The sequence below is a fragment of the Ruegeria sp. HKCCSA071 genome, from assembly GCF_017872555.1.
Lineage (GTDB): Bacteria > Pseudomonadota > Alphaproteobacteria > Rhodobacterales > Rhodobacteraceae > Ruegeria.
In genome coordinates, this window is the sequence record NZ_JAEDOX010000021.1 from 1 (window position 1) to 25840 (window position 25840).

25 protein-coding genes and 1 riboswitch are annotated in these 25840 nt (G+C 59.0%); of the genes, 10 read left to right on the top strand and 15 right to left on the bottom strand.

Annotated features, from left to right (window positions below; translation table 11 throughout):
* Positions 1-125: 125 nt before the first annotated feature.
* Positions 126-488, top strand: a complete 363-nt coding sequence (locus tag I9188_RS19645; protein WP_209508240.1) for a cupin domain-containing protein — start codon at positions 126-128, stop codon at positions 486-488.
* A gap of 32 nt (positions 489-520) precedes the next feature.
* Here I9188_RS19645 and I9188_RS19650 read toward each other — a convergent pair whose 3' ends face one another.
* The 6 genes from I9188_RS19650 to I9188_RS19675 all read right to left on the bottom strand — a co-directional run bounded on the left by I9188_RS19650 (position 521) and on the right by I9188_RS19675 (position 6795).
* Positions 521-1453, bottom strand: a complete 933-nt coding sequence (locus I9188_RS19650; protein WP_209508238.1) for a hypothetical protein — start codon at positions 1451-1453, stop codon at positions 521-523.
* Positions 1454-1460: 7 nt separating this feature from the next.
* A complete protein-coding gene (locus I9188_RS19655) occupies positions 1461-2774 on the bottom strand; it encodes a TRAP transporter large permease subunit (protein ID WP_209508236.1) in 1314 nt (437 codons plus the stop codon).
* Between the two features lie 4 nt (positions 2775-2778).
* Complete coding sequence (locus tag I9188_RS19660; RefSeq protein ID WP_209508234.1) at positions 2779-3312, bottom strand: TRAP transporter small permease; 534 nt, start codon at positions 3310-3312, stop codon at positions 2779-2781.
* 70 nt (positions 3313-3382) lie between these two features.
* Entirely contained in the window at positions 3383-4360 is a 978-nt protein-coding gene (locus I9188_RS19665) for a TRAP transporter substrate-binding protein (protein ID WP_209508231.1), read from the bottom strand.
* A gap of 54 nt (positions 4361-4414) precedes the next feature.
* Positions 4415-5665 carry an FAD-dependent oxidoreductase gene (locus I9188_RS19670; protein WP_209508229.1) on the bottom strand — a complete coding sequence of 417 codons (1251 nt, stop codon included), beginning with the start codon at positions 5663-5665 and terminating at the stop codon, positions 4415-4417.
* On the bottom strand, positions 5662-6795 hold the full coding sequence (locus I9188_RS19675; protein ID WP_209508227.1) for an enolase C-terminal domain-like protein: 1134 nt from the start codon (positions 6793-6795) through the stop codon (positions 5662-5664). The genes I9188_RS19670 and I9188_RS19675 overlap by 4 nt, the downstream gene beginning before the upstream one ends.
* A 97-nt stretch (positions 6796-6892) precedes the next feature.
* On the opposite strand from I9188_RS19675, the gene I9188_RS19680 reads away from it, so the two are divergent.
* On the top strand, positions 6893-7813 hold the full coding sequence (locus I9188_RS19680) for a LysR family transcriptional regulator (protein ID WP_209508225.1): 921 nt from the start codon (positions 6893-6895) through the stop codon (positions 7811-7813).
* On the opposite strand, the gene I9188_RS19685 is transcribed toward I9188_RS19680, so the two are convergent.
* Entirely contained in the window at positions 7774-9468 is a 1695-nt protein-coding gene (locus I9188_RS19685; protein ID WP_209508223.1) for a thiamine pyrophosphate-binding protein, read from the bottom strand. The two genes, I9188_RS19680 and I9188_RS19685, sit on opposite strands and share 40 nt — an antisense overlap.
* 111 nt (positions 9469-9579) lie before the next feature.
* Between I9188_RS19685 and I9188_RS19690 the strand changes: the two genes are divergently transcribed.
* Both I9188_RS19690 and I9188_RS19695 read left to right on the top strand, forming a co-directional pair.
* Entirely contained in the window at positions 9580-10284 is a 705-nt protein-coding gene (locus tag I9188_RS19690) for a GntR family transcriptional regulator (protein WP_209508221.1), read from the top strand.
* Positions 10281-10991, top strand: coding sequence for an aspartate/glutamate racemase family protein (locus tag I9188_RS19695; RefSeq protein ID WP_209508219.1), 711 nt, complete (start codon positions 10281-10283; stop codon positions 10989-10991). Before I9188_RS19690 ends, I9188_RS19695 begins: the two co-directional genes overlap by 4 nt.
* A gap of 40 nt (positions 10992-11031) precedes the next feature.
* Here I9188_RS19695 and I9188_RS19700 read toward each other — a convergent pair whose 3' ends face one another.
* The 4 genes from I9188_RS19700 to I9188_RS19715 all read right to left on the bottom strand — a co-directional run bounded on the left by I9188_RS19700 (position 11032) and on the right by I9188_RS19715 (position 14592).
* Entirely contained in the window at positions 11032-11667 is a 636-nt protein-coding gene (locus I9188_RS19700) for a hypothetical protein (RefSeq protein WP_209508217.1), read from the bottom strand.
* Positions 11664-12440, bottom strand: a complete 777-nt coding sequence (locus I9188_RS19705; protein WP_209508215.1) for an ATP-binding cassette domain-containing protein — start codon at positions 12438-12440, stop codon at positions 11664-11666. The genes I9188_RS19700 and I9188_RS19705 overlap by 4 nt, the downstream gene beginning before the upstream one ends.
* Positions 12440-13513 (bottom strand): ABC transporter permease, encoded by a 1074-nt coding sequence (locus I9188_RS19710; protein WP_209508213.1) that lies wholly within the window; start codon positions 13511-13513, stop codon positions 12440-12442. Before I9188_RS19710 ends, I9188_RS19705 begins: the two co-directional genes overlap by 1 nt.
* 107 nt (positions 13514-13620) lie before the next feature.
* Positions 13621-14592, bottom strand: coding sequence for a sugar ABC transporter substrate-binding protein (locus tag I9188_RS19715; RefSeq protein WP_245220750.1), 972 nt, complete (start codon positions 14590-14592; stop codon positions 13621-13623).
* A 279-nt stretch (positions 14593-14871) separates the two neighbouring features.
* Between I9188_RS19715 and I9188_RS19720 the strand changes: the two genes are divergently transcribed.
* The 6 genes from I9188_RS19720 to I9188_RS19745 all read left to right on the top strand — a co-directional run bounded on the left by I9188_RS19720 (position 14872) and on the right by I9188_RS19745 (position 19861).
* The gene (locus I9188_RS19720) at positions 14872-16020 is read left to right on the top strand and encodes an ROK family transcriptional regulator (RefSeq protein WP_245220748.1); all 1149 of its coding nucleotides are present in this window, start codon (positions 14872-14874) and stop codon (positions 16018-16020) included.
* A gap of 120 nt (positions 16021-16140) precedes the next feature.
* Positions 16141-16340, top strand: a riboswitch (cobalamin riboswitch).
* 131 nt (positions 16341-16471) lie between these two features.
* Entirely contained in the window at positions 16472-17257 is a 786-nt protein-coding gene (locus I9188_RS19725) for a DUF4198 domain-containing protein (RefSeq protein ID WP_209508208.1), read from the top strand.
* A 6-nt stretch (positions 17258-17263) separates the two neighbouring features.
* Positions 17264-17875, top strand: coding sequence for a cobalt transporter CbiM (gene cbiM / locus I9188_RS19730; protein WP_209508206.1), 612 nt, complete (start codon positions 17264-17266; stop codon positions 17873-17875).
* Entirely contained in the window at positions 17872-18435 is a 564-nt protein-coding gene (locus I9188_RS19735; protein ID WP_209508204.1) for a cobalt ABC transporter permease, read from the top strand. The genes cbiM and I9188_RS19735 overlap by 4 nt, the downstream gene beginning before the upstream one ends.
* Positions 18435-19214 carry a cobalt ECF transporter T component CbiQ gene (gene cbiQ / locus I9188_RS19740; RefSeq protein ID WP_209508201.1) on the top strand — a complete coding sequence of 260 codons (780 nt, stop codon included), beginning with the start codon at positions 18435-18437 and terminating at the stop codon, positions 19212-19214. The genes I9188_RS19735 and cbiQ overlap by 1 nt, the downstream gene beginning before the upstream one ends.
* A complete protein-coding gene (locus I9188_RS19745) occupies positions 19211-19861 on the top strand; it encodes an ABC transporter ATP-binding protein (RefSeq protein ID WP_209508199.1) in 651 nt (216 codons plus the stop codon). The genes cbiQ and I9188_RS19745 overlap by 4 nt, the downstream gene beginning before the upstream one ends.
* A gap of 16 nt (positions 19862-19877) precedes the next feature.
* Here I9188_RS19745 and I9188_RS19750 read toward each other — a convergent pair whose 3' ends face one another.
* The 4 genes from I9188_RS19750 to I9188_RS19765 form a co-directional block, all read right to left on the bottom strand.
* A complete protein-coding gene (locus tag I9188_RS19750) occupies positions 19878-20093 on the bottom strand; it encodes a hypothetical protein (protein WP_209508242.1) in 216 nt (71 codons plus the stop codon).
* Between the two features lie 76 nt (positions 20094-20169).
* On the bottom strand, positions 20170-21168 hold the full coding sequence (locus I9188_RS19755; RefSeq protein ID WP_209508197.1) for a hypothetical protein: 999 nt from the start codon (positions 21166-21168) through the stop codon (positions 20170-20172).
* Positions 21161-24874, bottom strand: a complete 3714-nt coding sequence (locus I9188_RS19760) for a hypothetical protein (protein ID WP_209508195.1) — start codon at positions 24872-24874, stop codon at positions 21161-21163. Before I9188_RS19760 ends, I9188_RS19755 begins: the two co-directional genes overlap by 8 nt.
* Positions 24875-25119: 245 nt before the next feature.
* Entirely contained in the window at positions 25120-25749 is a 630-nt protein-coding gene (locus tag I9188_RS19765; protein ID WP_209508193.1) for a response regulator transcription factor, read from the bottom strand.
* Positions 25750-25840 lie beyond the last annotated feature (91 nt).

The following is a 25840-nucleotide window of genomic DNA, read 5'->3' on the forward strand; positions in this document are numbered from 1 at the left end:
GGCCACCCGTCCCATAATCGCCCTCAGCGAAGGCAACGACCCCCGCATCACAAAAGGGGCAATCAACGCGCAGAGGGAGGGTCGTGCTGTTTTGAAACACACGCTCAGCAGGAGGGTATGATGTCATGACACCTCAGGTTCTCGATCTCTTCGGTGCGCCCGCAACACGCAGCGAACGGCGTCTGGCCGATCTTCCGGACCGTGTTGTCGACGGCGACCCGTATCACCAGATCGGGATGCATTTTACCAGTCCGGATGGCAAGTTGTCGGCGGGCACATGGACCTCGACGCCCGGAAAATGGCATGCGTTCACGGACAAGGACGAATATTGCTATATTGTCAAAGGCCATTGCGCTTTGATCCATGAAGACGGCACCCGGCAAGATTTTCGTGACGGGGCAAGTTTTCTGATCCCGAATGGGTTTCGCGGCTATTGGGAAGTCATCGAGGAAACGACGAAGCACTTTGTGATCCGGGATTGCACGTAAGACCCACAAGGTGCTCCGAAGCGCAGATGCCGTTATGCGGGAAGGTTGTTCTTGCCATAAAGGCGCCGCATGATCATGGGCGTCAGGTACATCGGGATTTGATAGGCGCCGATGAAGGCCATGATCGAGGCGGTGACATCGGTTGGCAGGGCCACAAAGAATATGGCGATGTTCCGGTTTCCCGCGATGATCGATATCGCGGTCGATTTGTCTGCGGGCAGCCGGTTTCGGCTCAGGTGAAATGCAACGGCTTGTGCCCCGAAATTGGCCAGACAGGCGAGCGCGATCCAGAAGGCTGCAATGGCGGGATTGTTCAGGGCCGTGGCACTGACCGAAGGCATCAGCCCGATGACAAACACAGCCAAGGTAAGTGTCGCCAAGCCTTCCAAATTCAGCAGCGTCGCGGGTGAGGGTGCGCGCAGAACTGTGCGCCGGGTGATAATGGCAGCCCCGGTTGCAAGTACGATGGTCAACAGCAATTGCAACCCGGCCTGCAAGACAGATTTAATATCCCCCAGTTCGGGCATGAGCAGAAATACGGGCAACGCGGTCAGCGGCAACAGGGCCGTACCCACAACCATCAGCCGCATCGCGTGTTCAGGCGGATGGCCCATCATCAGGCACATATTGGGACTGCCTGAAATGGACGGGGCCGCCGCCATAATCAGCAGGGACAAAAGGACAGGCGTTCCGGTCCATCCGCCCGCAAACCCTATGGCCAGCACGATCAGCGGCATGACGAATTGAAACCCGATGACTGTGAATGCAACCTTTTGCAGATCGCTCAGCGACCCGAGAATGGTTTCAGGGTTCATCCTGAGAACCGTGACGAACAGCAACAACACGACCAGTGGCGGCAGAAGGTTTCGCATCGGCTCGGCCAGGGACGGCAGCAGAAGGCCAGCCGCCAGCCCGGCGATCAGTACATGAGGGCCATGGCGCGCCGCCAGATGAAGCGGGTTCAAGACCGTTCTACCCGCCCGGGCTTTGGCGCAGATTTTCCGGCAGCCAGGTCGCCAGATCCGGGAACCAGATGAGGATGAAAACCATCAATACCATGATCAGGAACATCGGGATCGCGGCACGCGCGATGTAGCTCATCTCGTGGTTTGTCATGCCTTGCATCACGAACAGGTTGAACCCGATCGGCGGTGTGATTTGCGCCATCTCGACAACAACCACGATGAAGATGCCGAACCAGATCAGGTCGATCCCGGCGTCACGGATCATCGGTTCAACCACGGCCATGGTCAGCACGACCGAGGATATCCCGTCCAGAAAGCATCCCAGGATGATGTAGAAAACCAGCAACACCATCAGCAGCTCGAACCGAGTCAGGTCCCATCCTGCAATCAGGTCGGCCAGTCCGCGTGGTAGGCCGGTAAACCCCATCGACAGCGACAGAAAGGCCGCCCCCGCAAGGATCAGGGCGATCATCGCGCTGGTGCGCGTGGCCCCCATCAGGCTTTCGGTAAAGGTCTTCCAAGTCAGCGACCCCTGACCCGCGGCCAGCAAAAGCCCCCCGATCACGCCGAAAGCCGCGGCTTCGGTGGCGGTGGCATAGCCCAGATACATCGACCCGATGACAACTGTGATCAGCAGGATCACAGGCATCAGAAAGCGTGAGTTTTTGACTTTCTCGGAAAAGCTCAGCTTGCTTTCGTTGTTTGGGTTCCAGTCCTTTCCCAGCTTGGAATACAGCGCGACATAGCCCATGAACATCGCCGCAAGAACAAGACCGGGGAGGATACCGGCGAAGAACAGCTTGGTGATCGATTCATTGATTGTCACCCCGTAGACGATCAGGGTCAGGGACGGAGGGATCATCAGCCCCAAAGTGGCCGCACCTGTCAACGTGCCGATGATCATCCGTTCGGGGTAATTGCGTTTGCGCAACTCGGGGATCGACATCTTTCCGACGGTCGTCAGGGTTGCCGCCGATGACCCCGAGACAGCGGCAAAGACAGTACATCCAACGATATTCGTATGCACCAGACCACCGGGCAGGGGGGCCATCCATGGCGACAACCCCTTGAACATGTCCTCGGACAATCGCGTTCGGTACAGGATTTCGCCCATCCAGATGAACATCGGCAGAGCGGTCAGGGTCCACGAGGACGATGCCGACCAGATGGTCGTGATCATCACGTCACCCACGGGGCGTGTCGTGAACAGCTCCATCCCAACCCAGGCAACACCCATCAGGGCCAGCCCGACCCACACGCCGGTGCCCAACAGGGTAAAAAGCACAAAGAGGAAGAGGATGATAACAGCCAGGTTTTCCATGCGCTTACTCTCCGTGACTCTGATCGGCCAGATCGCGGATGATGCGATGTTCACCGCGGAACAGGACATGGATCAGATGATCCGTCAGGGCGATGGCAAGGATCACAGCACCGATCAGCATCGCCGATTGAGGGATCCAAAGGGCGGTTCTATCCTGCCCCTGACTGACATCGTTGAACTTCCAGCTCCAGTAGACAAAGCGATAGGCATACCAGCAGAAATACCACATGACAGCAGTGCCGATGGCAAAACACCATACTTCAAGAACGCGCCGCACACCGTCCGGCACCGCGTTCAGCAGGATCGATACGCGGATGTGGCTGCCCCGGTTCAGCGCGTTGGCAAACGCCAGAAAAGAGGCGGCAGCCATCGCATAACCGGCATAGTCCGGTGCGCCGGGAAACACTTCGCCGGTCCAGCGGGCCAGCATCTGCACTACGATCAGCAGCAATATGGCAATCAGGCTGAGTGCCGCCAGAACCCCTGCTGCCAGATAAATGAAATCCAATACGGACCGAAGCCCTCGCAAAACCGCCATGCCGTCCCCGCTGTGTTCTGATTGGATATGAAACGGGCGCCAGGATATGCTGCCGCCCGTTCCGAAAGGATTACTGCGACGAATTGAAGGCGTCGACGATGGCCTTGCCTTCGTCCCCAGCGGCCTCCAGCCACTCATTGGTCATGGTCACGCCAATCTCTTTCAATTCCTGCACCATCTGATCCGATGCCGGGCCGACGGTCATGCCGCCATCCCGCAGGCCTTGCAACGTAAAGCCGGTGTATTCCTTGGCGCGCCAGTTCCCGGCATATTCTGCCAGTTCCGCACAGCCTTTGATGACGTTCTTGTTGGCATCGGACACACCAGACCAGACGTCGGAATTGACCATCACGTAGTTGCGCGGCAGCCAGGCGTCGACCTCGTAGAAATAGTTCAGGCTTTCCCAAACCTTGCGGTCATATCCGGTCGAACCCGACGATATCATTGAATCCGCGACCCCGGTTGCAAAAGCCTGGCTGATTTCAGCCGCTTCGATGGTGACCGGCAGCATCCCGGTCAACTCGGCCAGCCGCGAAGTGGCGTTGTTGTACGAGCGGAATTTTATGCCTTTCATCTCAGCGACCGAGTTAACCTCGTTTTTGAAATACAGACCCTGCGGCGGCCACGGCACTGCATAAAGCAGGGTCAGGTTTTGTTCCTCCAGCACCCGTTCGATCGAAGGTTTGGCCGCTTCCCAAAGCTTGGCACTGTCGTCGAATGAAGTTGCTAGAAACGGGATTGAATCAAACCCGAACAATGCGTTTTCGTTCTGATGCCCGGACAACAACCGCTCACCGATCGGGGCTTGCCCTGTCTGGATCGCGCGTTTGATGTCGGCGCCCTTGAACAGCGAGCCGGACGGGTGCGTGACGATTTCAATCTCACCACCAGTGCCGGTGGTGACGCATTTGGCAAATTCCGCGCCCGTGGCCGAGTGGAAGTTTGACGCCGAATAGGCCATCGGCATGTCCCATTTCTCGGCCATGGCGGGTGCAGCGGCGGTGGCAGTCAGCGCAGTCGCCGCCAGAAGGTTTGTCAGTTTCTTCATCATTCTTCTCCCAGTTGAATTTGGAAACACCGGCGTTTTTCACCGGTTTGTTTGTTATTTTGCGTATCGCGACGGCGCGTAGACGCTCATGTCGACATTTGGCGTTCTGCCCGCAATCATCTGCGCCAGAAGGCGCCCGGTTTTTGGCCCGCCTGTCAGGCCGATATGGTGATGCCCAAAGCCCATATAGGCCCCTTTGATACCGGGCACATCGCCAATGACCGGGATCGAGTCAGCCGGGGCGGGCCTGTGCCCCATCCATTCCACTTCCTCCTTCCATGTCACGCCCGGGAACGCCACCCGGGCATTTTTGCGCATCAACTCGAATGGTGCGCGCGAGGGCGGCGCATCCAGCCCTCCGAACTCGACAATGCCCGCCAGGCGAATGCGCCCATCCATCGGTGTCGCAACGAACTTGCCCGAGACAACCATAACCGGGCTGCGCGGCATCGCGGAAGGCTCTACCAATTCAAGATGATAACCACGTTCGCTTTCAAGAGGAACAGAAACTCCCAAGCGCCTTGCCAAGGGGCCCGACCAGATCCCGGCCGTCACGACGGCTGCGTCACAAGCAATGGTCTCTCCACCGGCCCAAACACCTGTGACATGCCCGTTTTCCCGAACCACGTCTTCGACGTTTGCACGTATGAAACGACCTCCGTTCGCCTCAACATGCGCGGCAAGGTCTTTCACGTACCGGCCGGGGTCGGTGATGTGGCCATGATCCGAAAGCCGGGCTGCAAACCCAATGCCCTGACTGTAAACCGGGTCGTATTCATGGAAGGCATGGCCTTCCAATTCGTCCCACTGAAACCCGTTCCTGCGCCGGATGTCCCAACCAAAGGCATCTTCCTCAAAATGTGCGCGATCTCTGTAAAGAAACAGGTAATCTGACGGAACCAGCCACTTCTCCGCCCCTGTTCCGGCCGCCAGCGCCTTGTGATCATTCAGGCTATCGCCAACGATGGATGTCAGTGCTGCGGCGATCCTCTCGACGTCGGCGGCGTTTGCATGTCTGAGGTATTTCCAGAGCCACGGCAGAAGCTTTGGCAAATACCCCCATTTCAGGAACAACGGTTGCGAGGGGCTCAGCAGCATCTTCGGCGCTTTGCCCAACAATCCGGGGACTGTTACCGGAACGATCGAACACGAGGCCAAAACCCCGCCATTCCCGTGCGAGGTACCTTCGGCAGGGCCTGCCTTGTCGATCAGGATCACATTGTGACCATCCCGCTGCAACCAGACCGCAGTCGAAACGCCGACAATTCCGGCCCCTATGATGGCTATGGATTTCTTGTCCGTCATTCTGTCACCACCTTGGCAACCGCATAATGATCCAGTTTGGTCAGGTCAGGTCTGCCGCCAAGTCCGGGGCCCTGAGGCACACAAACCTGACCGTCCCTGACCTGGAAAGGATCCTCCAGAATATCCTCTTTCAGGAAATAGGACGCCTGATAGAATTCGCAGCCCAGAGAGATTTCCGGTGTCGCGGCAATCATGTGCGTGCCTGCCAAATGGGCCAGTCCAGCCTCGAACATATCGCCACCATAGGCCGACAGGCCATGGGCCGCAGCGATGCGCGCAACCGTCTGCCCGCGGGTCAGGCCGCCTGACTTCATGATCTTCACCGAAACCCCGTCGCAGATCCCTTCGCTGGCCGCGCGCTCCATGTCTTCGGGACCAAAGACGCTTTCGTCGGCCAGTAGCGGAACATCCGTCATCTGCCGCAGCTTTGCCATCATGCCATACTGTTGGGCGCGCACAGGTTGTTCAATGAAGTCCGGTTCGAACTGAGCGACGTCCCGCACCTGCGATGGCGCGTCATCAATGCTGAGCCCTTGATTATAGTCCACGCGGACCGAGAACTCCGGGTAGTTCTGGGCAAGATACTCCAGCCGCATGATGTCAAAGGCGTGATCCTTGAACCCGGTCTTGAGTTTGACAATCCGAACACCATCCTCACGCAGGCGCGCCAACAATTCGATGTCCTGGGAAAAGTCGGGGTTTGCGATGGAGCAACTCAGCGGAATGCTGTCGCGGAAGCGACCACCCAGCAAGGACCAGACCGGAACATTGCTGATCCGGCCTGCCAGATCCAACAGCGCGGTTTCCAGCGCGGCCTTGGCTTCGGTGCAATGCGCCACCGCGTAAGCTGCACGTGCCATGATGGCGGCCCGGTCCCCAACGCTAGCCCCAAGAACGTGAGGGCGCAGATAACGGTCCAGCGCCGCAAAACTCGCTTCGGGCGTTCCGGTGAATACCGACCAGGGTGACGCCTCGCCATACCCTTGCGTGCCATCCTCGGATGTCAGGCGCAGGATGACGACTTCACAAACGCCTTCAACCGATCCGATCCCGTGGTCCCGGCGGGATGTGACCGGCAGTTCAAGGTGCCACAGGGCATAGCCGATGATTTTCTGTGCCAGATTGCTCATTTCGCCCCCAGTCGATGGGGAAAGCCTGCCTTGACCGGACTATCATTTCAAATACTATATCTTCGTAAGTTCATCAGAAAAAGTGATGTTGCAATCCATGTCCCTGCGCTTTCGTCAGCTTCAGGCCTTTCATGCCATCATGGAAACCGGAACCGTGACCGGCGCGGCCTCGGTTCTTGGGATATCGCAACCCGGCATCAGCAACCTTCTGGCACAGCTTGAACGCGAAGCGCGTCTGCCTCTGTTCGAACGGACCAAAGGCCGATTGCTGCCAACCCCTGAGGCCGAGATGCTATTTCGCGAGGTCGACACGGTGGTGCGCGGGCTGGACCACGTGGCGCAGGCCGTAACCGACTTGCAGAACAAACATCCCGGTCAATTGCAGGTTGCCGCGCCGCACCTGTTGTCTTTTGGTTTCATGCCCCGCGAGATCGCGCGTTTTGCCAAAAGCCGCCCGAACCTGTCTGTCAGCTTTCAATCGCAATATTCATCCAAGATTCAGGAATGGGTCATCTCGGGCCTGTTTGAAATCGGTATCGTCGAGATGCCAATTCTGCATGACACACTGAACTATCAGGAGTTTCAGTTTGAAACGCTCGCGACTTTTCCTGAGGGCAGCCGCTTGGCCGGGTACGACGTTCTGACACCAGAGATATTGGAAAACGAACCCTTCATCGTAATGGGTCCGGAACACCAGACCCATCGCCGGACGCGCGACATTTTTCAGGCGTCAGGCCACACATGGCGCACCCAGATACACACCCATCTGTCCGAAAACCTGCTGAGCTTTGTCAAACAGGGTATGGGGGTCGCGATGATTGACCCCTTTACTGTGACTTTCGATGGCGAGAGAGGGTATCAGACCCGCCCATTTTCGCCGCCTGTCATGCTGGATCTTGCGATCATCACGGCCAAGGGCCGCCCTCTGTCCGCGATTGCGCAGGAATTTCTGGCTCAGCTGACCCCGTCAATTGCCTCTTACGCGACCCATTCCGAAACCGGTGCGGCCGCTTCGTGAAGCGGTTGTGAATGAATGTCGACAAGTGTTGGGCCGTCATGCTCAATCGCCTGTTTCAGCACACGCGTCAGATCCTCTGGGTCTTTAACGGTCCAGGATTTGACGCCAAAGGCGGCCGCAACAGCGGCGTGGTCCGTCCGGTTGAAATCGACATTGTAATAGCGCTGACCAAATCCCGCATTCTGGCCAGCCTTGATCCATCCGAAGACCGAGTTCGAGAAAACGATCGAAGTGATTGGCATATTGTGCCGGACCATCGTTTCAAACTCGCCGCAGGTGAAGCCGAACGAGCCATCGCCCATGACCGACAGGGTTTTAACCGATGGCCGCCCGACATGTGCCCCCATGGCCGCGCCCAGCGAATACCCCAGCGCCCCATGTGCCCGGTTGGTGATGAAATGGCGCCCCGGTTTCCGCCAGCGGTAATATGCGCTGAAATAGGGGCAGGGGGTGCCGGGGTCGGCGACGACAATCGCGTCGTTATCCAGAATGTCCATCAGGGACGCCATGACAGCCTCGGGCCGGATCGGCGTCTCGCGACTTGCGGCCAGCGGGGCGAACGCGGCCATCTTGGCCTCCCAGGCGGCGCGGGCTTTGGCCGCTCCGCCTTGGCTGGTCAGGTCCTGCCGGTTTTCCAGTGCCAGCACCAAAGCCTCCAGGGCCAGACGGGCATCGGCGCAGATCGCCACTTCGGTCTGGTAATTAGCGCCGATCACCATCGGATCGCTGTCGATATGGATGATCGTGGTGCTGCGTCCGGGGCTTCGCCACCGTTCCGTTGTAACCGAACCGGCGCGGCAACCAATGAACAAAACGACATCGGCCTGATCCACGACGGCGCGGGTTGCCGGGATGCCCCCGTTCGACCCGACAACGCCCAGGGCAAGCGGGTCGGTCTCGGCAATGGACCCCTGACCCGACACGGTCGTGGCCACGGGCATGTCCAGCAAGCCTGCAACCCGGCGAAGCGCATCGGTCGCCCGGGACAAGACCGGCCCGCCACCACAGACCGCAACCGCGGATTTGGCCCCTGCAAGAATGGCAGCCGCTGCTTCGATGGCGTCCGGGTCAGGCGCGGCCCGTTCGGCGGGATAACTGCGGTGCCTGTCATCCGCCCAGATTTCAGCCTCGTCAACCTGTGCCTTCTGCGTGTCAAACGGCAGTGCCAGATGCGTCGCACCAGGCCTGCCGGTCGTCATCGCCCTGAAGGCGGCCCGAACCATGGCCGGAAGCCTCGCTGCGTCGTCCAGGGATGTGTTCCATTTGGCCAGAGGCCGGAACAGCGCAGGCTGATCCAGTTCAGTCAACGGGTATTTGCCGCGGCTGGTCGTTGCCACATCCGACGTGATCGCGAGTATCGGAACAGAGCTTTCGTTGGCCTCGACCACTCCGGGCAAGATATAGGTTGCACCACCGCCGGACGGGCCCTCGCACACACCGGGCTTGCCGGTGACGCGGGCATAGCCATCCGCCATATAGGCCGCGTGCCGTTCATCCCGTGTCAGAATGTGTTGAATGCCGTGATCCATCCGGGCAAGGGCATCATAAAAGGGCAAAGTGGTATCGCCGCACAGGCCAAACACATGCGTCACACCATGCGCTTCCAGCATGCGCACCATGGCTTCGGCTCCGGTCAGAAAATTTGTCCCTGTCATGGTTGCGAGTCCCTTGTGTCAAATCTGTACGCAGACCTGTATACAGCTTTGTATATTGATTTCAAGCTCAGCGTGTGGCACCTGTGATTCAAACGAAGAAGGGCTGGGGTAATGGCGGGTCCGCGCGTCGATGATATCTATGATCAGGTCAAGGCGATGGCGGTTTCGTTTCGCCTGCGCCCCGGCGACCGCCTGAACGAAGTGGCGTTGTCCAGAGATCTGGGCGTCAGCCGCACCCCGCTGCGCGAGGCTTTGAACCGTCTGGTTGCCGAACGGCTTTTCGACTTCCGCCCCGGACAAGGCTTTTTCTGCCGCCCGCTGGATGCGCAAAGCGTGTTCGACCTGTTCGAACTGCGCCAGATCATTGAAACAGCGGCGGCGCGCGCGGCCTGTGCCAAGGCATCGGACGAAGACCTGCAGCTGTTGCGGGATGAGCTTTACGCAACGGGCATCGACATCACCGGTCTGACTGTTGAAGAAGCCGTCAACCGGGATGAGGCGTTTCATCTGGGTATCGCGAAGCTGTCTGGAAACATGGAACTGTTGCAAACCCTGACGCGGATCAATGACCGTATCCGCTATATCCGTTGGATCTCCATGAGCCTCGACCGCGTGCAACGCTCAAAGGACGAACACAAACGCGTCATGCAGGCTTTGATGGACCGGCACGCGGATGAGGCCGCTCGGGTTCTGGGTGCACATATTTCCAAGCGCATGGATCAGGTGCAGGATGCCGTGCGTCACGGGATTTCGAACATCTACATGGAAGGGTCGGACGATATCTCGACCCGTATCATCGAGGAGGTTGAGGGATGATCGCGCAGGGCGGAAAATCCATCTACGGCGCGTCTGTCGGCATTCTGATGCTGGATGCCCGCTTTCCCCGCATTCCCGGCGATATGGGCAACGCGCAGACCTGGCCCTTTCCGGTTCACTATCGCATTGTGCGTGATGCCTCGCCGGATCGGGTGGTCCGGCGCAAAGCCGAAGGCATGCTCGACATGTTCATCAACGCGGCGCAGGAGCTTGTCAAAGATGGTGTGGACGGGATTACCACCAATTGCGGGTTCCTGTCCCTGTTCCAAAATGAGCTGGCCCAGGCTGTGCCTGTTCCGGTGGCCACATCGTCCCTGATGCAGGTTGAAATGGTCAACCGCATCCTGCCGGCGGGAAAACGCGCCGGGGTTCTGACCATATCAGCCTCTACTCTGACCCAAGATCACTTGCTGGCCGCCAATGTTCCATTGGACACGCCTATCGGCACAACCGAAGGCGGGGCGGAGTTCACCCGCGCGATCCTTGGAAATGAGCTGGGCCTTGATATGGAAAAGGCCCGCAAGGACAATGTCGAAGCCGCAATGGCCCTGACATCGGAACACCCCGATCTTGGCGCGATCGTGCTGGAATGCACGAATATGTGCCCCTACGCATCCGATATTCAGCGCGCCACGGGGCTGCCCGTGTTTTCTATCGTATCTTTCGTGAAGTGGTTTCAGGCCGGTCTTGTGCCGCCCACCTACTAGACAGGTGACACGGGCGCTCTGACTGACCCGCCCTAAGATGTCACAGGTTCAGGTCGCCTTGTACCGAGTTTTGGATCACCCGCTCGGCATTCGGAATGTCGTTTGAAAGCGCCCGCTCTCTTGCGGCCTGTTTGTCCAGCCCAAACCCAACCCAACGGTCGGTGAGCCGGCTTTTCAGTGTCGCCAGATCGACGCCCAGAAACACTTTGAGCGCCCATAGGGCGTGAAGGCCCGACCAGCCCGCTTCATCCAGCAAAAGGTAATTGCCTTCAACCAGAACGACCCGCTGGTCAGGCAAGATCATTGATCGGGCAGCGATCGCCAGATCAAGCTTTCGGTCGAAGCCCGGAATTGCAACTTCATCTTCGGCACGCAAACGCACAAGCAAGGCATGAAACCCGACAAGATCGAAGGTTTCCGGCGCGCCCTTGCGGGGGAAAAGCCCACGTTCTTTCAGGATCGCGTTGTCAAAGTGAAAACCGTCCATTGGCACAAGCCCGGCTGACACGCCGCGCCGGTTCAGCTTGGCCGTGGCAAGGCTGGCAACGGTGCTTTTCCCGGATCCGGGTGGCCCGGCAATCGCGACAAGTTGCCGGTGTCGGGCCGCCGGCAGCGCCTCAACGGCGTCGACGATACGGTCGGCCAAAACGTCAGGGGCTGTACCGCCACCGGTCATGCGGCCTGATCCTCGGGCGGAGCTTCCTTGGCCCCGGTCATGAATGCCACGGCGTCGGACATCGAATAGTCCTTGGGGTCAATCACACACAGGCGTTTTCCCAACCTGTGCACGTGAATTCGGTCTGCGACTTCGAAAACATGAGGCATGTTGTGGCTGATCAGGATGATCGGAATGCCACGCGATTTCACATCCTGGATCAGTTCAAGGACCCTGCGGCTTTCCTTCACGCCCAGTGCCGCCGTCGGTTCGTCCAGAATGATGACCTTGGACCCGAACGCCGCCGCGCGTGCCACGGCGACCCCCTGACGTTGTCCACCCGACAGGGTTTCGACCGCCTGATTGATATTCTGGATCGTCATCAGACCCAGTTCGCTCAGCTTTTCGCGGGCGAACTTTTCCATCGCCGGACGGTCCAGCATTCGAAGCCATGATCCCAATGGCCCCTTTCGCCGAATTTCCCGCCCCATGAACATGTTGTCCGCAATCGACAGGGCAGGGGACATGGCAAGCGTCTGGTACACGGTTTCAATACCGGCTTCACGCGCGTCGATCGGGGAATGGAAATTCACCTTCTGACCTTCCAGCCAGACCTCGCCTTCGTCCGGCGCCACCGCGCCCGACACTGCTTTGATCAGCGTCGATTTGCCCGCGCCATTGTCGCCGATCACGGCCAGAATCTCACCCGGCATCAGGTCAAAATCGCAGTGATCCAGCGCAGTCACCTTGCCATAGCGTTTCACAAGGTTCCGTCCTTTGAGAATGGGTTCCATCAGGCTGCCACCTTTCTGATCCACTGGTCGACCGCGACCGCTGCGATGATAAGGATGCCGATCAGCAGGAACGTCCATTGCGCATCCGCACCCAGCAACCGCAGCCCAAGCGTAAAGACGCCCACGATCAGGGCACCGAACAGGGACCCCAGAATAGACCCGCGGCCGCCAAACAGAGATATCCCCCCGATCACGACCGCCGTGATACTTTCGATATTGGCCAGCTGGCCCGAGGTTGGCGAAACCGACCCGATCCGGCCAATCAGGGCCCAGCCCGCGAAGGCGCAGATCAGTCCGGACAGCATGTACACGGATATCAGCGTGCGGTGTACGTTGACACCGGACAGCTCTGCCGCTTCGGGGTCATCCCCGACGGCATAAACATGCCTGCCCCAGGCCGTGTGCCGCAACGCGTATGCAAGGACGAGGATCAGCGCCAGCATGAAGACCACCCCGACGGTAAACACCGCCCCGCCCACGTTAAACTTGGCACCAAACAGTTGCAGGATGGCGGCGTGTTCCTCGATCTCCTGCGACCGGATCGTTTCGTTTTGTGAATAAAGAAAATTCGCCGCAAGAACGATCTGCCACATTCCAAGGGTGACGATGAAAGGTGGCAGTTTGATGCGACTGACCAGAAACCCGTTCAGGGCCCCAATTGCCGAGCCAACAGCAAGGCCGCACACAATCGCAACCGAAGGTGGCATTCCATAGCGGAAAGTGAATTGCCCCATCACAACCGACGACATCACCATGATGGCCCCAACACTCAGGTCGATGCCTGCGGTCAGGATCACAAGGCTCTGCGCCGCGGCAACGATCCCGACGATCTGAACCTGTTGCAAGATCAATGTCAGCGCAAAGGGCGAAAAGAACTTGGGGCCCAGCAAGACACCAAAGATGACGATGGCAGCGACAAGGACAATCAGCGGGACCAGCGACGGGTTCACATGCAGAAAATGCTGAACCGTTCCGACAAATCCGCGTTGATGATCGTCAAACTCGGCGACTTGCTCCGGGCTGCCCTTTGCGGCGGTTTCGAAATCGTCAGCTTGTCGTGAAGAATCGGACATGGAACTTCCCCCAAAGCGTCAGGTGCGTGACGACTTTAGCAAGGTTTCAGGCGTATGGGTGGTTTTGATAAGTGGAAGGCCGCGTGGCGGCCTTCCGTACGTTCAGCTTAACCCCAGCAGAGGTCCATGCCTTCCTGAACCGAGATGGACTCGACGCCGTCGGCGGCCTTATCGGTCACAAGCGCCACACCGGTGTCAAAAAAGTCCTTACCGGGGGTATTTTCAGGCTTCACACCTTCGTCCGCCCATTTCTTGACGGCCTCAACGCCCAGCGATGCCATCAGCAGCGGGTATTGCTGGGATGTTGCGCCGATGACCCCGTCCGCCACGTTCTGCACGCCGGGGCAGCCGCCATCGACGGAAACGATCAGCACGTCATTTTCGCGCCCGATAGCCTTGAGCGCCTCATAAGCACCCGCTGCCGCCGGTTCGTTGATGGTGTGCACCACGTTGATCGTCGGGTCTTTGGCCAGCAGGTTCTCCATCGCGCGGCGGCCGCCTTCTTCGTTGCCAGCGGTGACATCGCTGCCAACAAGGCGCGGGTCGTCTTCATCGCCAATCACGTTCGGATCGGCCAGATCAACACCAAACCCCTGCAAAAACCCCTGATTGCGAAGCACATCCACAGTGGGCTGGCTGACCGCAAGGTCCAACGTGGCGATTTTGGCGTCATTCGCCGCATCACCCAACGTGGCCTTTGCCCATTGTCCGATCAGAAGTCCCGCAAGGAAATTGTCCGTGGCAAAGGTTGCGTCGGCCGAGTCGATAGGCTCAAGCGGGGTGTCCAGCGCAATCACGAGCAGCCCGGCATCGCGGGCCTGCTGCACCGCCGGAACGATAGACGACGTATCTGACGCGGTCAGCAGGATACCCTTGGCGCCATCCAGAATGCAGGTTTCGATGGCCTGAACCTGAGTTTCGTGGTCGCCGTCGACTTTGCCGGCAAAGGCCTTCAGCGTCATGCCAAGCTCTTCGGCTTTGGCGGTCGCACCCTCTCTCATTTTGACAAAGAAAGGGTTGGTATCCGTCTTGGTGATCAGGCAAACGGTTTCACCTTCGGCCATTGCACTGCTTGCCATGGCCGTAACCGCCAGCGCCGTGGCGCCTGCAAGTTTCGCAAGTTTCATCGGTAGTCCTCCCAGTTTTCCCAATGCCCGTCAGGGCATACGTCTGATCGGGCGAAATGCGGCCCGATCGAACGTGAAAACCATCACAAGATTCGAATTTTGAGTCAATAAATAAATCACTCTTATTTATTATTGACAGAAAGGAAGGGTTTCAACATTGTCGTCACGAAGGGGATGGCCGTGTCTGCAAACAACTCTTTGGACAATACCGCTGGCGTACGCGAGCCAGACATGCGCGGCACCAATCAAAGCGGAATGCGGGCCCGAAATGAACGGCTTGTCCTGTCACTGGTCCGGCGCCATCAGGCCCTCGCAAAATCTGAAATCGCGCGCATGACCGGGCTGTCGGCACAGACGGTTTCGGTCATCATGCGCCAGCTGGAAACCGATGGGCTGCTTCTGCGGGGTGAACCGATCCGGGGAAAAGTCGGGCAGCCCTCGGTTCCCATGCGCCTGAATCCGGATGGCGCGTATTTCTTCGGGCTCAAAGTCGGGCGGCGCAGTACCGAGCTGGTGCTGACGGATTTCCTTGGCAATGTCAGGCAACGCGAACGGCGGACTTATGATTTTCCGACGCCCGAGGCGACACTGAGCTTTTCCAAGGAAAGCCTCGACAAAGTGATGACGTCGCTGTCGCCCGAAGCGCGCGGCAGGATCGCGGGTCTTGGGATTGCGATGCCGTTCTACCTTTGGGACTGGGCACAGACATTGCAGGTTCCGCAGGAGAAAATGGATCCGTGGCGTGACGCGGACTTGAAAGGCGCGCTGGCCGCAAGCTATGACTTGCCGGTGTTCTTGCAGAACGACGCAACGGCCGCCTGCGGCGCCGAGCTGGTCTTTAGCCCGGCGGAAGGCCCACGAGATTTCCTGTATTTTTATGTGGGCTTCTTCATTGGGGGCGGGGTGGTTCTGAACGGCTCGATCTTTTCGGGGCGGGGAAACGCCGGTGCGCTTGGCCCATTGCCCGTGCCGGACGACGCAGGCGGAGTGAAACCGTTGATAGATGTCGCCAGTCTTTATGTACTGGAGCGCGCGACAGGTGAGAATGCCGCAACAGCCGGTTCAATTTGGGAAACGACACAGCATTGGGACGTACCGGAAACCCACCTTGAGAACTGGCTGAAACAAGCGGCGCACGGGATCGCCCATGCCACAGTCTCATCTTGCAGCCTGATCGACTTCGAATGTGTCAAGATTGATGGCTGGATGCCCGCAGGCATCAAGGCGCGGCTGGTGGAACTGGTTGAGGTCGAACTATCCGACCTGAACCTGACCGGGCTGGAACGGCCTTTGGTGCTGGCGGGGACGGCAGGCCCCGATGCCCGCTCATTGGGGGCGGCCAGTTTGCCATTGTCGGAAAGATACCTGCTCGAAGGGTAGGTTCATCCCTGAAAACCCCGACCTTTATCCAAAGCGGATCCGCCGGAAAAAGGGCATTGCCCGCTAAACTTTTTGACAGCCAGCGCAATTGATCGTTGACGGATGCCGAAGAAGTCTGGCAAGCCGCTCGGCATGTCCGGTTCCGGGGCGTGCTCTGGAATCAATAGGGAATGCGGTGCGGGCTTTGGCCCAACTCCGCAACTGCACCCGCAACTGTAAGCGGCGAGCAGGGCTGAAGTGCCACTGGAGTTAATCCGGGAAGGCCAGCCCAACGCTTTGACCCGCAAGTCAGGATACCTGCCGGACATGTGCCTTTGACAAGGGCACTCCTAATCGGCGACGGGATGTGCGTCGGAGCAGGATGCTTGAAAAAGCAGCTTAGCTTGGACATCCCCGCAGTCAAAACGCATCTCGTACCGGGGTTGGTGCGATGGGACAAGGACGACTATTGATGACCAAGCTGCTTTCTGCAGCCGCTGTGGCGATAGCGCTTCCAGCAATGGCAAATGCGCATTTCCTGCTGGAATACACCGCTGACACCATGATCGACGCACCGGGGAATGTTCCGGTCAAGCTGATCTTTTGGCATCCGTTCTCGAACGGGCATGTCATGGATCTGGACAAGCCGCAGGAATTCTACGTGATCCACAACGGTCAGAAAACCGATCTGCTGGATACCCTGGAACCCGTGCGTTTCACCGGTGGGGAAAACGAAGGCGCGGCATTCAAGGGTTATGTTCCCGTCAAACGGTCGGGCGACTATGTGTTGGTGACTGTTCCCCAGCCCTATTACGAGGAATCCGAGAATATCTATATCCAGCAGATCGCCAAGGCATTCCTGAACCGCAACGAACTGCCGACCGACTGGATGAACCCGGTGGGCCTGCCGGTTGAGATCATCCCGCTCAACAAACCAACCAACATCATCGCGGGGTCGACCTTTACAGGTCGGGTTATGGCCGAAGGCCAACCGGTTGCGGGTGCCGAAATCGAGATCGAGTACATGGCCGCAGAACCGGACATGGAAAGCGCGGCCGCCTCGGCCCCGACCGTCTCACCGATGCCGGGCGGTACATTGGTCGCAACTTCGGATGATAACGGGTATTTCACGTTCGGCGTTCCAAAAGCCGGATATTGGGGTTTTGCCGCGCTCGGTGCCGGTCCTGTGACCGAACACAACGGCAAAGAACTCAGCCAGGACGCGGTCATCTGGATCCGCGCATGGGACTTGGAGTAATCGTAGATGCATATCGTTGACGGAGCCTTGTCCAACCCGGTCGTGATCGGCGGAGCCGTCGCTGCGGCGGGTGGGATTGCCATGGGCCTCAGGTCGCTGGATCTTGATCGCATCCCCACGGCGGGGGTGCTGTCTGCCAGCTTTTTCGTGGCATCGCTGATCCATGTGCCGATTGGCCCTTCGTCAGTGCATCTGATCCTCAACGGCATGGCCGGGCTATTGTTGGGCTGGGCCGCATTCCCGGCCCTGTTCGTCGGGCTTTTGCTGCAAGCCGTCTTCTTTGGCTTTGGCGGGTTGACCGTACTGGGGATCAACACCCTGAACATCGCGTTGCCCGCGGTTTTGGCCGGACTGGTCTTTAGCCGCCTGATCGCCCACGGCTCACCTCTGCAAGGTGCGATATGGGGCGGGGTCGGTGGTGCCTTTGCCATTGCCGCCACAACCGGCATGGTTGCATTTTCTCTGGCCTTGTCCGGGGATGCCTTCCTGCCTGCGGCCAAGCTTGTTTTCTTTGCACATATTCCTGTCATGGCGATTGAGGCAATCCTGACCGGGTTCGCGGTTTTGCTGGCGCGCAAGGTCAAGCCCGAGCTGTTTGTCAAAGGAGCGGTCGCGTGAGGTACCTGGCGATCATTCTGGCGCTGAGCTGCGTACCCGTACCTGCCTTGGCGCATAAGGTCATAGCCGGAGTGTTTGAATCCGGTGACGCCATCGAAGGCGAAATCGGCTTTTCCAACGGCGACATGGCAAGCGATACCGAGGTCATCGTCAAAGGCCCGGACGGAGCCGCGCTGGGCCGTATCCTCACGGATGCAGACGGGTTCTTTATCTACACGCCAAACGCGCCGGTAGCCCATACTTTCTTTGCAAACCTTGGTGCCGGGCATGTGGCCGAGGTCACCATGCCCGCTGCGGATGTCGCCCGGATCATGGGCGTTGAAGCGGAACCCGACACCCCGCCAACAAACGCACCTGCCCAGACAGTGGCGGTGTTCAGCACAGAACAACAACAGGTCATTGCCAGGGCCGTTCGGGATGAGCTTCGCCCGCTGCGTCGGGAAATAGCGGCATACCGCGAACAAAATGACCTGCAAACTGTTCTGGGTGGGATCGGATATATCGTCGGTCTGTTTGGTCTGGGCTTTTACTTTGCGGCACGCCGCAAGCTGGCGGCCTGATGGCGCACGTTCTGGGGCAACACGAAAACACGCTGGTCAAAGCGGGCGCGCAGCGGCACGGTGCGATAAACCCGCTTGATCCAAGGATGCGGATCGTCATGGCGGTTGTTTTCGCGGTGGTGACTGTGGCGGCGTCCTCGCTGACAGCACTGTGCGCGGCTCTGGCGGTGTCCCTTTCGCTTCTTGCCGCCTCGCGCCTGCCCTGGCGGAAAACGTTGAAACGCATGGCCATGATGGACGGGTTCATCCTGTTCATGCTGGTGCTGTTACCATTCTCCATGCCCGGCGACCCGATGTTTACGCTCTGGGGGTTTCCCGCAAGCTGGCAGGGTTTCTGGAAAGCGGTCGAGATCGCTCTGACGGCCAACGCGGTCATCCTGTCCCTTATGGTGCTGGTCGGTACGATGGAGCCGGTCACGCTTGGCCACGCCCTGCACCGCCTGCGCTGCCCCGAAAAGCTGGTTCACCTTCTGATGTTCACCATCCGCTATATCGAGGTTCTGCGGGAAGAATACCTGCGCCTGCGCGCGGCTATGAAAGTGCGCGGCTTTCGCCCGGCAACAAACTGGCACACCTATCGCAGCTTTGGCTATCTCGTGGGCATGATGCTGGTGCGCGCGATCGAAAGATCCGAACGCATTCTTGATGCGATGAAATGCCGGGGGTTTTCAGGCCGTATGCTGCTGCTTCAGGACTTTGCCCTGACCCGAAAGGACTTCGTTTTTGCCGCAGGTCTTGGTGCTCTTTGCGCGGGTCTGATCATACTGGATTTGGCATGACACTGATTGTGCTTGAAGATATCTGCTTTGCCTACCCCGGTCAGCCACCCGTTCTTGACGGTGCCAGCCTCAGCCTGTCCGCCGGTCAACGCCTGTCGCTGACGGGCCCGAACGGGGCGGGAAAATCGACCTTGCTGCGTATCACGCTTGGCTTGCAGCGCCCACGGTCCGGCACGGTCACGATCTTTGGTCAGCAAAGGGTGCAAGAGGCCGATTTTCACGACGTGCGCCGCCGGGTGGGCCTTGTGTTTCAGGATGCGGATGATCAGTTGTTCTGCCCGACCGTCGCCGAGGATATCGCCTTTGGCCCGCTCAACCTGGGCAGAACACGCGACGAAGCGCTAGCCATCGTAGAAAACGTGTTGGGTGATCTGGACCTGATGCATCTGAAGAACCGCATCACCCACAAGTTGTCAGGGGGTGAAAAACGGCTGGTTACGCTGGCGACCGTTCTGGCGATGGAGCCCGAGGTTCTGCTGCTTGATGAACCCACCAACGCGCTGGACCCACGAAACGAGGCCCGGCTGCTGGAAATCCTCCGGGGATTGCCACAAGCGATCCTTCTTGTCAGCCATTCCCCGGCCTTCCGCGCCGAACTGGCACCGGATGCGCTCGATTTGCGAGACGGAAAACTGGTGGCTGTCTGACAGGACCAATCCGTGTTCAGCTGTGCCGCTTTCGGCTTATAAGCCCATATCTGACCGCCCATGCCCGAAACGACAGGCGTCCGCGCCGGTCCTGTTTCACCGGGTGTTTCGACTGCGCACCACCTTTTCGGTTGAATTCGAAAACGTCGATGATGCGCTCGGCGCAACCGCAGGCTTCGCCCATGCCAACTTTGGCAAAGTAGAATTTTTCGAAACGTTCCGGGTTTTGCACGGCGGCCCTCCAGTTCAAGCGTAACCCCAAAAGCCAAGTGCCGCCAAATCACATTGTTGCGGTCGCAGAGGCGGTCCTATGGCGCGGCGAATGCGCTTCCCGTCCAGACATTGTCCAGTTGGTTAAAAACCGGCGAGGTGATGAGCATCTCGGCAGGGTACAGCAATTGCAGCTCATCCGCGAACCGTGTGACGCCGGGTACAAGCCCGGTGATGTTCTGCCACGCGGCCCAGCTGCCGGGATCGGACAGGCTGTTGGGATTGCCGGGATCAGCCGCCTGGTGCCAACCGGCCGCATTCAGGATCGGTGAAAGGGCAAAGCGCGCATCGTTGCTGTCAACCTCGGAACAGGCAGCAGCATCGCATTCCCAGCTTGTCCAGTCTGCCGCCGCGATGGTCCCGGCAATCGGGGCGGCGGCGTCGATGACCCGTGCCAGAACCTCGAACCCGCCACCCGCAGTCGGACGGCTGAGCGACAGCGGGTCGGTGGCCACGGCATGCAGCGCCGCGGTTGGTGCCAGGCTGAGGGTTCGACCGATCAAAGCCAGCTGTGCGATGCCGTCGGTCACAGGGCCTGATCCGGCGACCGGCAGGACCCTGACAGGTGTCAGGATCGGCACCGCACCGCCACGTATCGCGATCTCCTGCAACGCATTGTCGAAGGCCGGAACGAAATCACTGCGGATCGTGTAGCTCAGCGGAAAACTGGCCTGCTGCGGACCAACCGGCCTTGCACCGTCGCGAGTGATGAAAGACATCGGCGGAACGGCACCCGGCTGCGGCAGCGAAATCTGCGGTCCCGCGATACCCAAAGCGGCCGCGATCATGCGTGCGCGCTGTTCGGCCTCACCATACTCGCTCAGCAGATTGATATAGCCGCCGATCTCGGTGATGTTGCGCGGCGCAGGGATGCGCGAAGGGGCAATATCGCCCGCAATGGCCAGCCTATGGGCAATCACCTCACGGGCACGCTGGATCGCTGGAGAGTTGGTCGTTTCAAGGATATTGATGATCTCCTCGGCAAGGCTTTCATCAATTCCCGGTTTGTCCGTCACATTTGTGCTCGTGTCACTCATTGTCGTCCTCCGCAGGGGCGTTCAGGCCATTGAGGAAATCCAGCACCGACTGGCTGCCGGCCTTGGTCGCGCTGCCGTCATCAGCATCCGCATTTGCCTTGGTGAAGGCCCCGAAAAGCTTGGCCAGAAGCAGCGTGTTGGACGGGTTGGCCAAAGCCGTAGCCCCGCCGGGGAAATCCTTGAACAGGTTTTGAACGAAACCGGCCCGGTTGCCATCCGGTTGCCCACCGATCAGCGCGGAAACACCCGAAGCGTTCTTGGCGATATCCTCAAACCCCTTGATCTTGGCGGCATTGCTGGCGTCGAATGCCTTCTTGTCAGCGGCGGCCTTCTTGGCCTCTTCCTCTTTGCGGGCGGCAGCGATTTCCTGACCTTTACCCGCAAGTTCCGTGGCCTTTCCAACCAGCTCCTTGGTCAGATCCGTCGCCGTATCGATGGCCTTGTCCCGACCGGCGGCGACCGATTGCGTTTCAAGCGCCAGTTGCGCCTGCAACTCCTTCAGGCCTGTCAGATCAGTTCCCGCCCGCGCAAGATCGGGCGCAGCCTTGAGGATTTCGGCCAGTTGCGACGTGGGCACAGCCTGGCCGGTGCCAATGTCGCCCCCTGCAATGGTCAGCGTGTTCGAAGGCTGGTTGTTCGGCAGGTCTGACGGCGCACGGGTACCAAAGATGGCGTCACTGTCAGCAGGCAGGACCGGTGCGTCGCCAACCGGCGGCGGTGTCGGGCTGTCCTGCCAGTTCCAGAAGCGGCGGTGGTCGATCATCTCGCAGGAATTGCAGCGGCCCAGTACAGCCTCGCCCAACAGGCCCCTGGTCGGCAGCGAGATCGTGCGGCGCGGTGGTCGGAAGTCTTCGCGATGGAAGGCCAGAAGACTGTCCTGAATGTCACCGGTCCGCATCTCCATCCGGTCGGCCAGATCGGGCGGGATCGAGAAGGGCATGATCATGGCATTGCCATAGAACCCAAGCACCTTGTTTTGAACGGTGCTGAGCAGCGATATCTCGCTTGAGGCATCGTCCAGCCCGCCTTCCGGTACCCCGATGGTGAAACGCTCCAGCAGGATCGCACGTTCTTCGTCCGTCATGCTGGCCCAGATCACGCGGGAATAGCGAACGGTGTTGGCCACAATATGCTGGTACATCTCTTCGATGCGGCGCAGATCCCGGCGTGACAGAACGTCCGGCACTTCCTGCACCGAATAGGGCAGGGTGGCAGGCAGCGCCTGGAACGTATTGTCATCAACAACGGTCTGGGCGTTTTCGTTCATACGCGCCTCAAACTCGCTGACCATGGGCGGTCCCACCAGATCGTCAAAGTCCGAGCCCGAGATCGTGGTGCGAAGGCTGCGGTTGATGTTGCGGGTGGCCCGGTCAAGATCGTCAGCATCTTCCAGATTGGCCAGATGTTCCCAGATGTTGAAAATATTTATGGGATCAGGACCGGTGTAGAACGAGTAGGCAAACGAACCCGTCCGCCTGCGCAACTCGACACGGGCGATATCCGACCGCTCGACCGAACGGGGCAAAGCCACAGAGCCGGTATAGGTCCGGCGCTTGGTCGGATCACGCCGCGCATCAGCCAGCCGGACAAGCAGGTTCTCGCGTGTTTCCGCTGGCAGGTCATGCAGGTTGTCGATGTCGATCGGCGATCCGGTCAGCGGCACAGGTCCGACCCGGTCGCCATCCTGCGTGAAGATCACGACAGAAATGTCATCATTGGGCATGAACGTGCCCTGCGCCTCGAAACTGACGATGTCCTGTGCGACGCCGGGCGCGTTCTGCGGTGTTGCATCCTTGTCCGCATAAAACTCTTCCAGCAGCTTCAGTGCGCTGCGGAATCTGCGGCGGTTTCGGAACACGCGCCGGAACACTTCGGCATGGCGCAGGATGACCTTGTACCGGCTCAGCAATCCGGACCGGGTGACATTGCCCGGCAACTGATCGCCTTGCCCCAGACGGCGGAAGCGGATGAGTTGCATGGGCACAAAGACCACCAGCTGCACGCCCTCGATACGCGTTTCCAGGGAAAAGTCCCGCAGGACTTCGAACCATTGCATGGTCATTGCGTGGCAATGATTGCGGTTGGCCACGAATTTCGTTGTTGCCGTCCGCCGATCCGTCGCAGTTGCAGTGCGCACACTGGTCCGTGCAGAATTGCGCTTGACCGAAGCCGCCCGTTCAAGCGCGGCAGAGAATGTCTCATGGGTGTCGGACAGAAAATCGCGCGATGTGTTCTGCGTGTTGGACGAATTGCCGGAAGAATTCGAACTGGACCGTGCGCCGCTGAAGCCCACGCCGCCGACGATGGCCCCGATGCCTCCGAACAGGCCGCCACCAACGCCACCTGCGCCTCCAAAGCTCTTTGAAAAAGCGCGGGTCGAAAACGAAGACGTGCCCTGAATTACCTCATCCAGCGCGCTTTCAAACGTACTGTCAAAGGACGTGTCGCGGGCTTCCTCGAACTCTTGTTGCTCTTCAAATGTCAGGCTCTCTCGTTCACGTACGCTCAGTGTTTCGCGCTGTTCCGACACGACAATCCGCTGCTCTTCTCCCGGGGCAAGCGGCAGGGAATAGACCAGCCGACCCAAAGACATGCCAGCGTGGACAGCCGTCGACCGCATCTTGGCAATATACCCAAGCGCAAGGCTCGACGCCTTGGGCACATCCTGAGGCCGCTCTTCAAGATCTTCAAAGAAGTCTTCAATATCAATGGGTTCATCAATCGGAATCCGGTCCCGAAAATCCCAATCACCCCCGTCATTGTTGAACGCGGCCAGAAGCGTTTCGGCGGACAGATTGGCCTGAGCAAAGGTTGTACCCGGAATAGTCGTCACAAAACGGTCACCGCCTATGGGGCGTGTTCGAACGATATTCTTGGGCCCGACGAGCGGATCAATCAGCCGGTACAGAACCGAATAGCGCCGCCGTGAAACCGTGCCGCCTTCGGTTCGGTACTCCGACGCGCAATCGCCCTCGCCCAGCACGATAGGGGCCTGCGTACCGGTGAAATCGGATATGTTTTCTTCAGCATCCTCGGGATCCACCGGCAGGATATTGGCCAGCTCGCCGACGATCGAACGCTGCAAAGGGAGGAGCGTGCGATCCAGCACCACAAGGCCCATTTCGCCGTCCAGCGCGTCAACGCGCGGCACGGCTTCTGTCAGGGTGGTGTTTTGACCCCTGATCCGCAACCGCAGGCCGTTCTGTGGCAGGCGAAGATTGGGCAGATCAAGCGAGAAGAGCCCGCGCGCGTCCGTGACGGCGGCTTTGACAGCCCACGAGAAATCCGCGTTGTCGATCCCTTCATTGGCGGTAAAGGTGGGGCGCAGGACCTCGACGATCACACGTTCGGCAGGTGTCCCGTCAGGGTTGATCAGTTCCCCCCGCAGTTTCGGAGCGAGGGTGGGAACGACCGCCCCCAGAAAACCTCCGGCCAGATCTTCGCGAATGGTTGCAAGCTGGCGAAAAACTGCGCCTGTCGACTGAACACGCCGGTCAACCAGATCGTTGATCACTTCCGCAGAAAGCTCAACTCCAACACCGCGGCGCAATGCCTTGAGCTTTTCTGCCTCAACCCGCTTCAGATCTTCAACAGCTTGCGCGCCAGCTGCGGCAGCGCCGGAAATTTCTGCTGATATCGTTGGACTTGGCCGAAGATTCGGTAAGGACAGCGTTATGCGCGGGGGCTCACTGCTGGAGTCGGACATGAATGTCACCTCTCGAGAAGAAGCAGAAAAAACGAGATGTCTTAAAAAGTAGTCAAATCATTAAAGGTGACCCAAGGTAACATGTTTGGGGGATTCGCGGAAGCAACGCAGGGTTGTGCATACCGCCACGCGCGGCAAAGCGCTCAGGACAAGCACTGTGTCTCTTGCCGCTGACGGTATCCGGAATTGGTCAGGGCTGGACGAATAACCTGTCCGGAAACACCGGCATCCAAATCGCCTTTGGCCTAGTTTCGCAACTGCTGAGACGAATAGAAATAGGCAATGGCCTGCGTGCGGTTTTTGACACTCAGCTTTTCATAGATGTTGGACAGGTGGAACTTGACCGTATTTGTCGAAATCTGAAGTTCCTTCGACAGATCCCGGTTCGACATTCCCTGCGCCAGCGCCTCCAGAATGGCGCGCTCCTTGCGCGACAGGCTCTGGATCGGGTCCTGTTGCATTTTACGGATATCGATGAACGGGAACACCATCTTACCCGCCGCAACTTTGGCGCAGGTTTCCAGCAGGCCCTCAACCTCGCCCGTGCGGGCGGCAAATCCAGCCGCACCCGCCTGCATCGCCAGTCGCGGGACATCGCCGGCCGTGTCGCCATAAACGACAAAGCGCGGGGCGTTGGGCTGGTCGCGCAGAACCTCGATCAGTTTGGCAGCCCCTAAAACCGGAAGCGTCCAGTCTACGACTCCGACCTGAACGGGAACCCGCATCACCGTTCCCAGAAACCCTTCGGCCGTTGCTGACGTGGCCATCAGCGAGAATCGGGGGTCCCGCTCGAATATTTCGGACATGGCCGACAGAACCAGCGGGTTGCCGTCCGCCAGCATGATGTCGATGGGTTTGTTCGGTGTCTCAACCATATGATTTTGCCCCGATTTCGGAAAAACCTACCCATAAGGATAGGGCATTTCTTTGTATACCTTCGTACTTTTACCAAAATGGGTAGGTATA

Excerpts from the sequence above, each read along its gene's own strand:
- I9188_RS19755 (WP_209508197.1), bottom strand. The coding sequence starts at position 21,168 with ATGAGTGACACGAGCACAAATGTGACGGACAAACCGGGAATTGATGAA.
- I9188_RS19675 (WP_209508227.1), bottom strand. The coding sequence starts at position 6,795 with ATGAGCAATCTGGCACAGAAAATCATCGGCTATGCCCTGTGGCACCTT.
- I9188_RS19705 (WP_209508215.1), bottom strand. The coding sequence starts at position 12,440 with ATGGAACCCATTCTCAAAGGACGGAACCTTGTGAAACGCTATGGCAAG.
- I9188_RS19660 (WP_209508234.1), bottom strand. The coding sequence starts at position 3,312 with ATGGCGGTTTTGCGAGGGCTTCGGTCCGTATTGGATTTCATTTATCTG.
- I9188_RS19745 (WP_209508199.1), top strand. The coding sequence starts at position 19,211 with ATGACACTGATTGTGCTTGAAGATATCTGCTTTGCCTACCCCGGTCAG.
- I9188_RS19720 (WP_245220748.1), top strand. The coding sequence starts at position 14,872 with ATGCGCGGCACCAATCAAAGCGGAATGCGGGCCCGAAATGAACGGCTT.
- I9188_RS19670 (WP_209508229.1), bottom strand. The coding sequence starts at position 5,665 with ATGACGGACAAGAAATCCATAGCCATCATAGGGGCCGGAATTGTCGGC.
- I9188_RS19680 (WP_209508225.1), top strand. The coding sequence starts at position 6,893 with ATGTCCCTGCGCTTTCGTCAGCTTCAGGCCTTTCATGCCATCATGGAA.
- I9188_RS19760 (WP_209508195.1), bottom strand. The coding sequence starts at position 24,874 with ATGTCCGACTCCAGCAGTGAGCCCCCGCGCATAACGCTGTCCTTACCG.
- I9188_RS19700 (WP_209508217.1), bottom strand. The coding sequence starts at position 11,667 with ATGACCGGTGGCGGTACAGCCCCTGACGTTTTGGCCGACCGTATCGTC.
- cbiM (WP_209508206.1), top strand. The coding sequence starts at position 17,264 with ATGCATATCGTTGACGGAGCCTTGTCCAACCCGGTCGTGATCGGCGGA.
- cbiQ (WP_209508201.1), top strand. The coding sequence starts at position 18,435 with ATGGCGCACGTTCTGGGGCAACACGAAAACACGCTGGTCAAAGCGGGC.
- I9188_RS19725 (WP_209508208.1), top strand. The coding sequence starts at position 16,472 with ATGACCAAGCTGCTTTCTGCAGCCGCTGTGGCGATAGCGCTTCCAGCA.
- I9188_RS19655 (WP_209508236.1), bottom strand. The coding sequence starts at position 2,774 with ATGGAAAACCTGGCTGTTATCATCCTCTTCCTCTTTGTGCTTTTTACC.
- I9188_RS19765 (WP_209508193.1), bottom strand. The coding sequence starts at position 25,749 with ATGGTTGAGACACCGAACAAACCCATCGACATCATGCTGGCGGACGGC.
- I9188_RS19715 (WP_245220750.1), bottom strand. The coding sequence starts at position 14,592 with ATGGCAAGCAGTGCAATGGCCGAAGGTGAAACCGTTTGCCTGATCACC.
- I9188_RS19645 (WP_209508240.1), top strand. The coding sequence starts at position 126 with ATGACACCTCAGGTTCTCGATCTCTTCGGTGCGCCCGCAACACGCAGC.
- I9188_RS19710 (WP_209508213.1), bottom strand. The coding sequence starts at position 13,513 with ATGTCCGATTCTTCACGACAAGCTGACGATTTCGAAACCGCCGCAAAG.
- I9188_RS19685 (WP_209508223.1), bottom strand. The coding sequence starts at position 9,468 with ATGACAGGGACAAATTTTCTGACCGGAGCCGAAGCCATGGTGCGCATG.
- I9188_RS19690 (WP_209508221.1), top strand. The coding sequence starts at position 9,580 with ATGGCGGGTCCGCGCGTCGATGATATCTATGATCAGGTCAAGGCGATG.
- I9188_RS19695 (WP_209508219.1), top strand. The coding sequence starts at position 10,281 with ATGATCGCGCAGGGCGGAAAATCCATCTACGGCGCGTCTGTCGGCATT.
- I9188_RS19665 (WP_209508231.1), bottom strand. The coding sequence starts at position 4,360 with ATGAAGAAACTGACAAACCTTCTGGCGGCGACTGCGCTGACTGCCACC.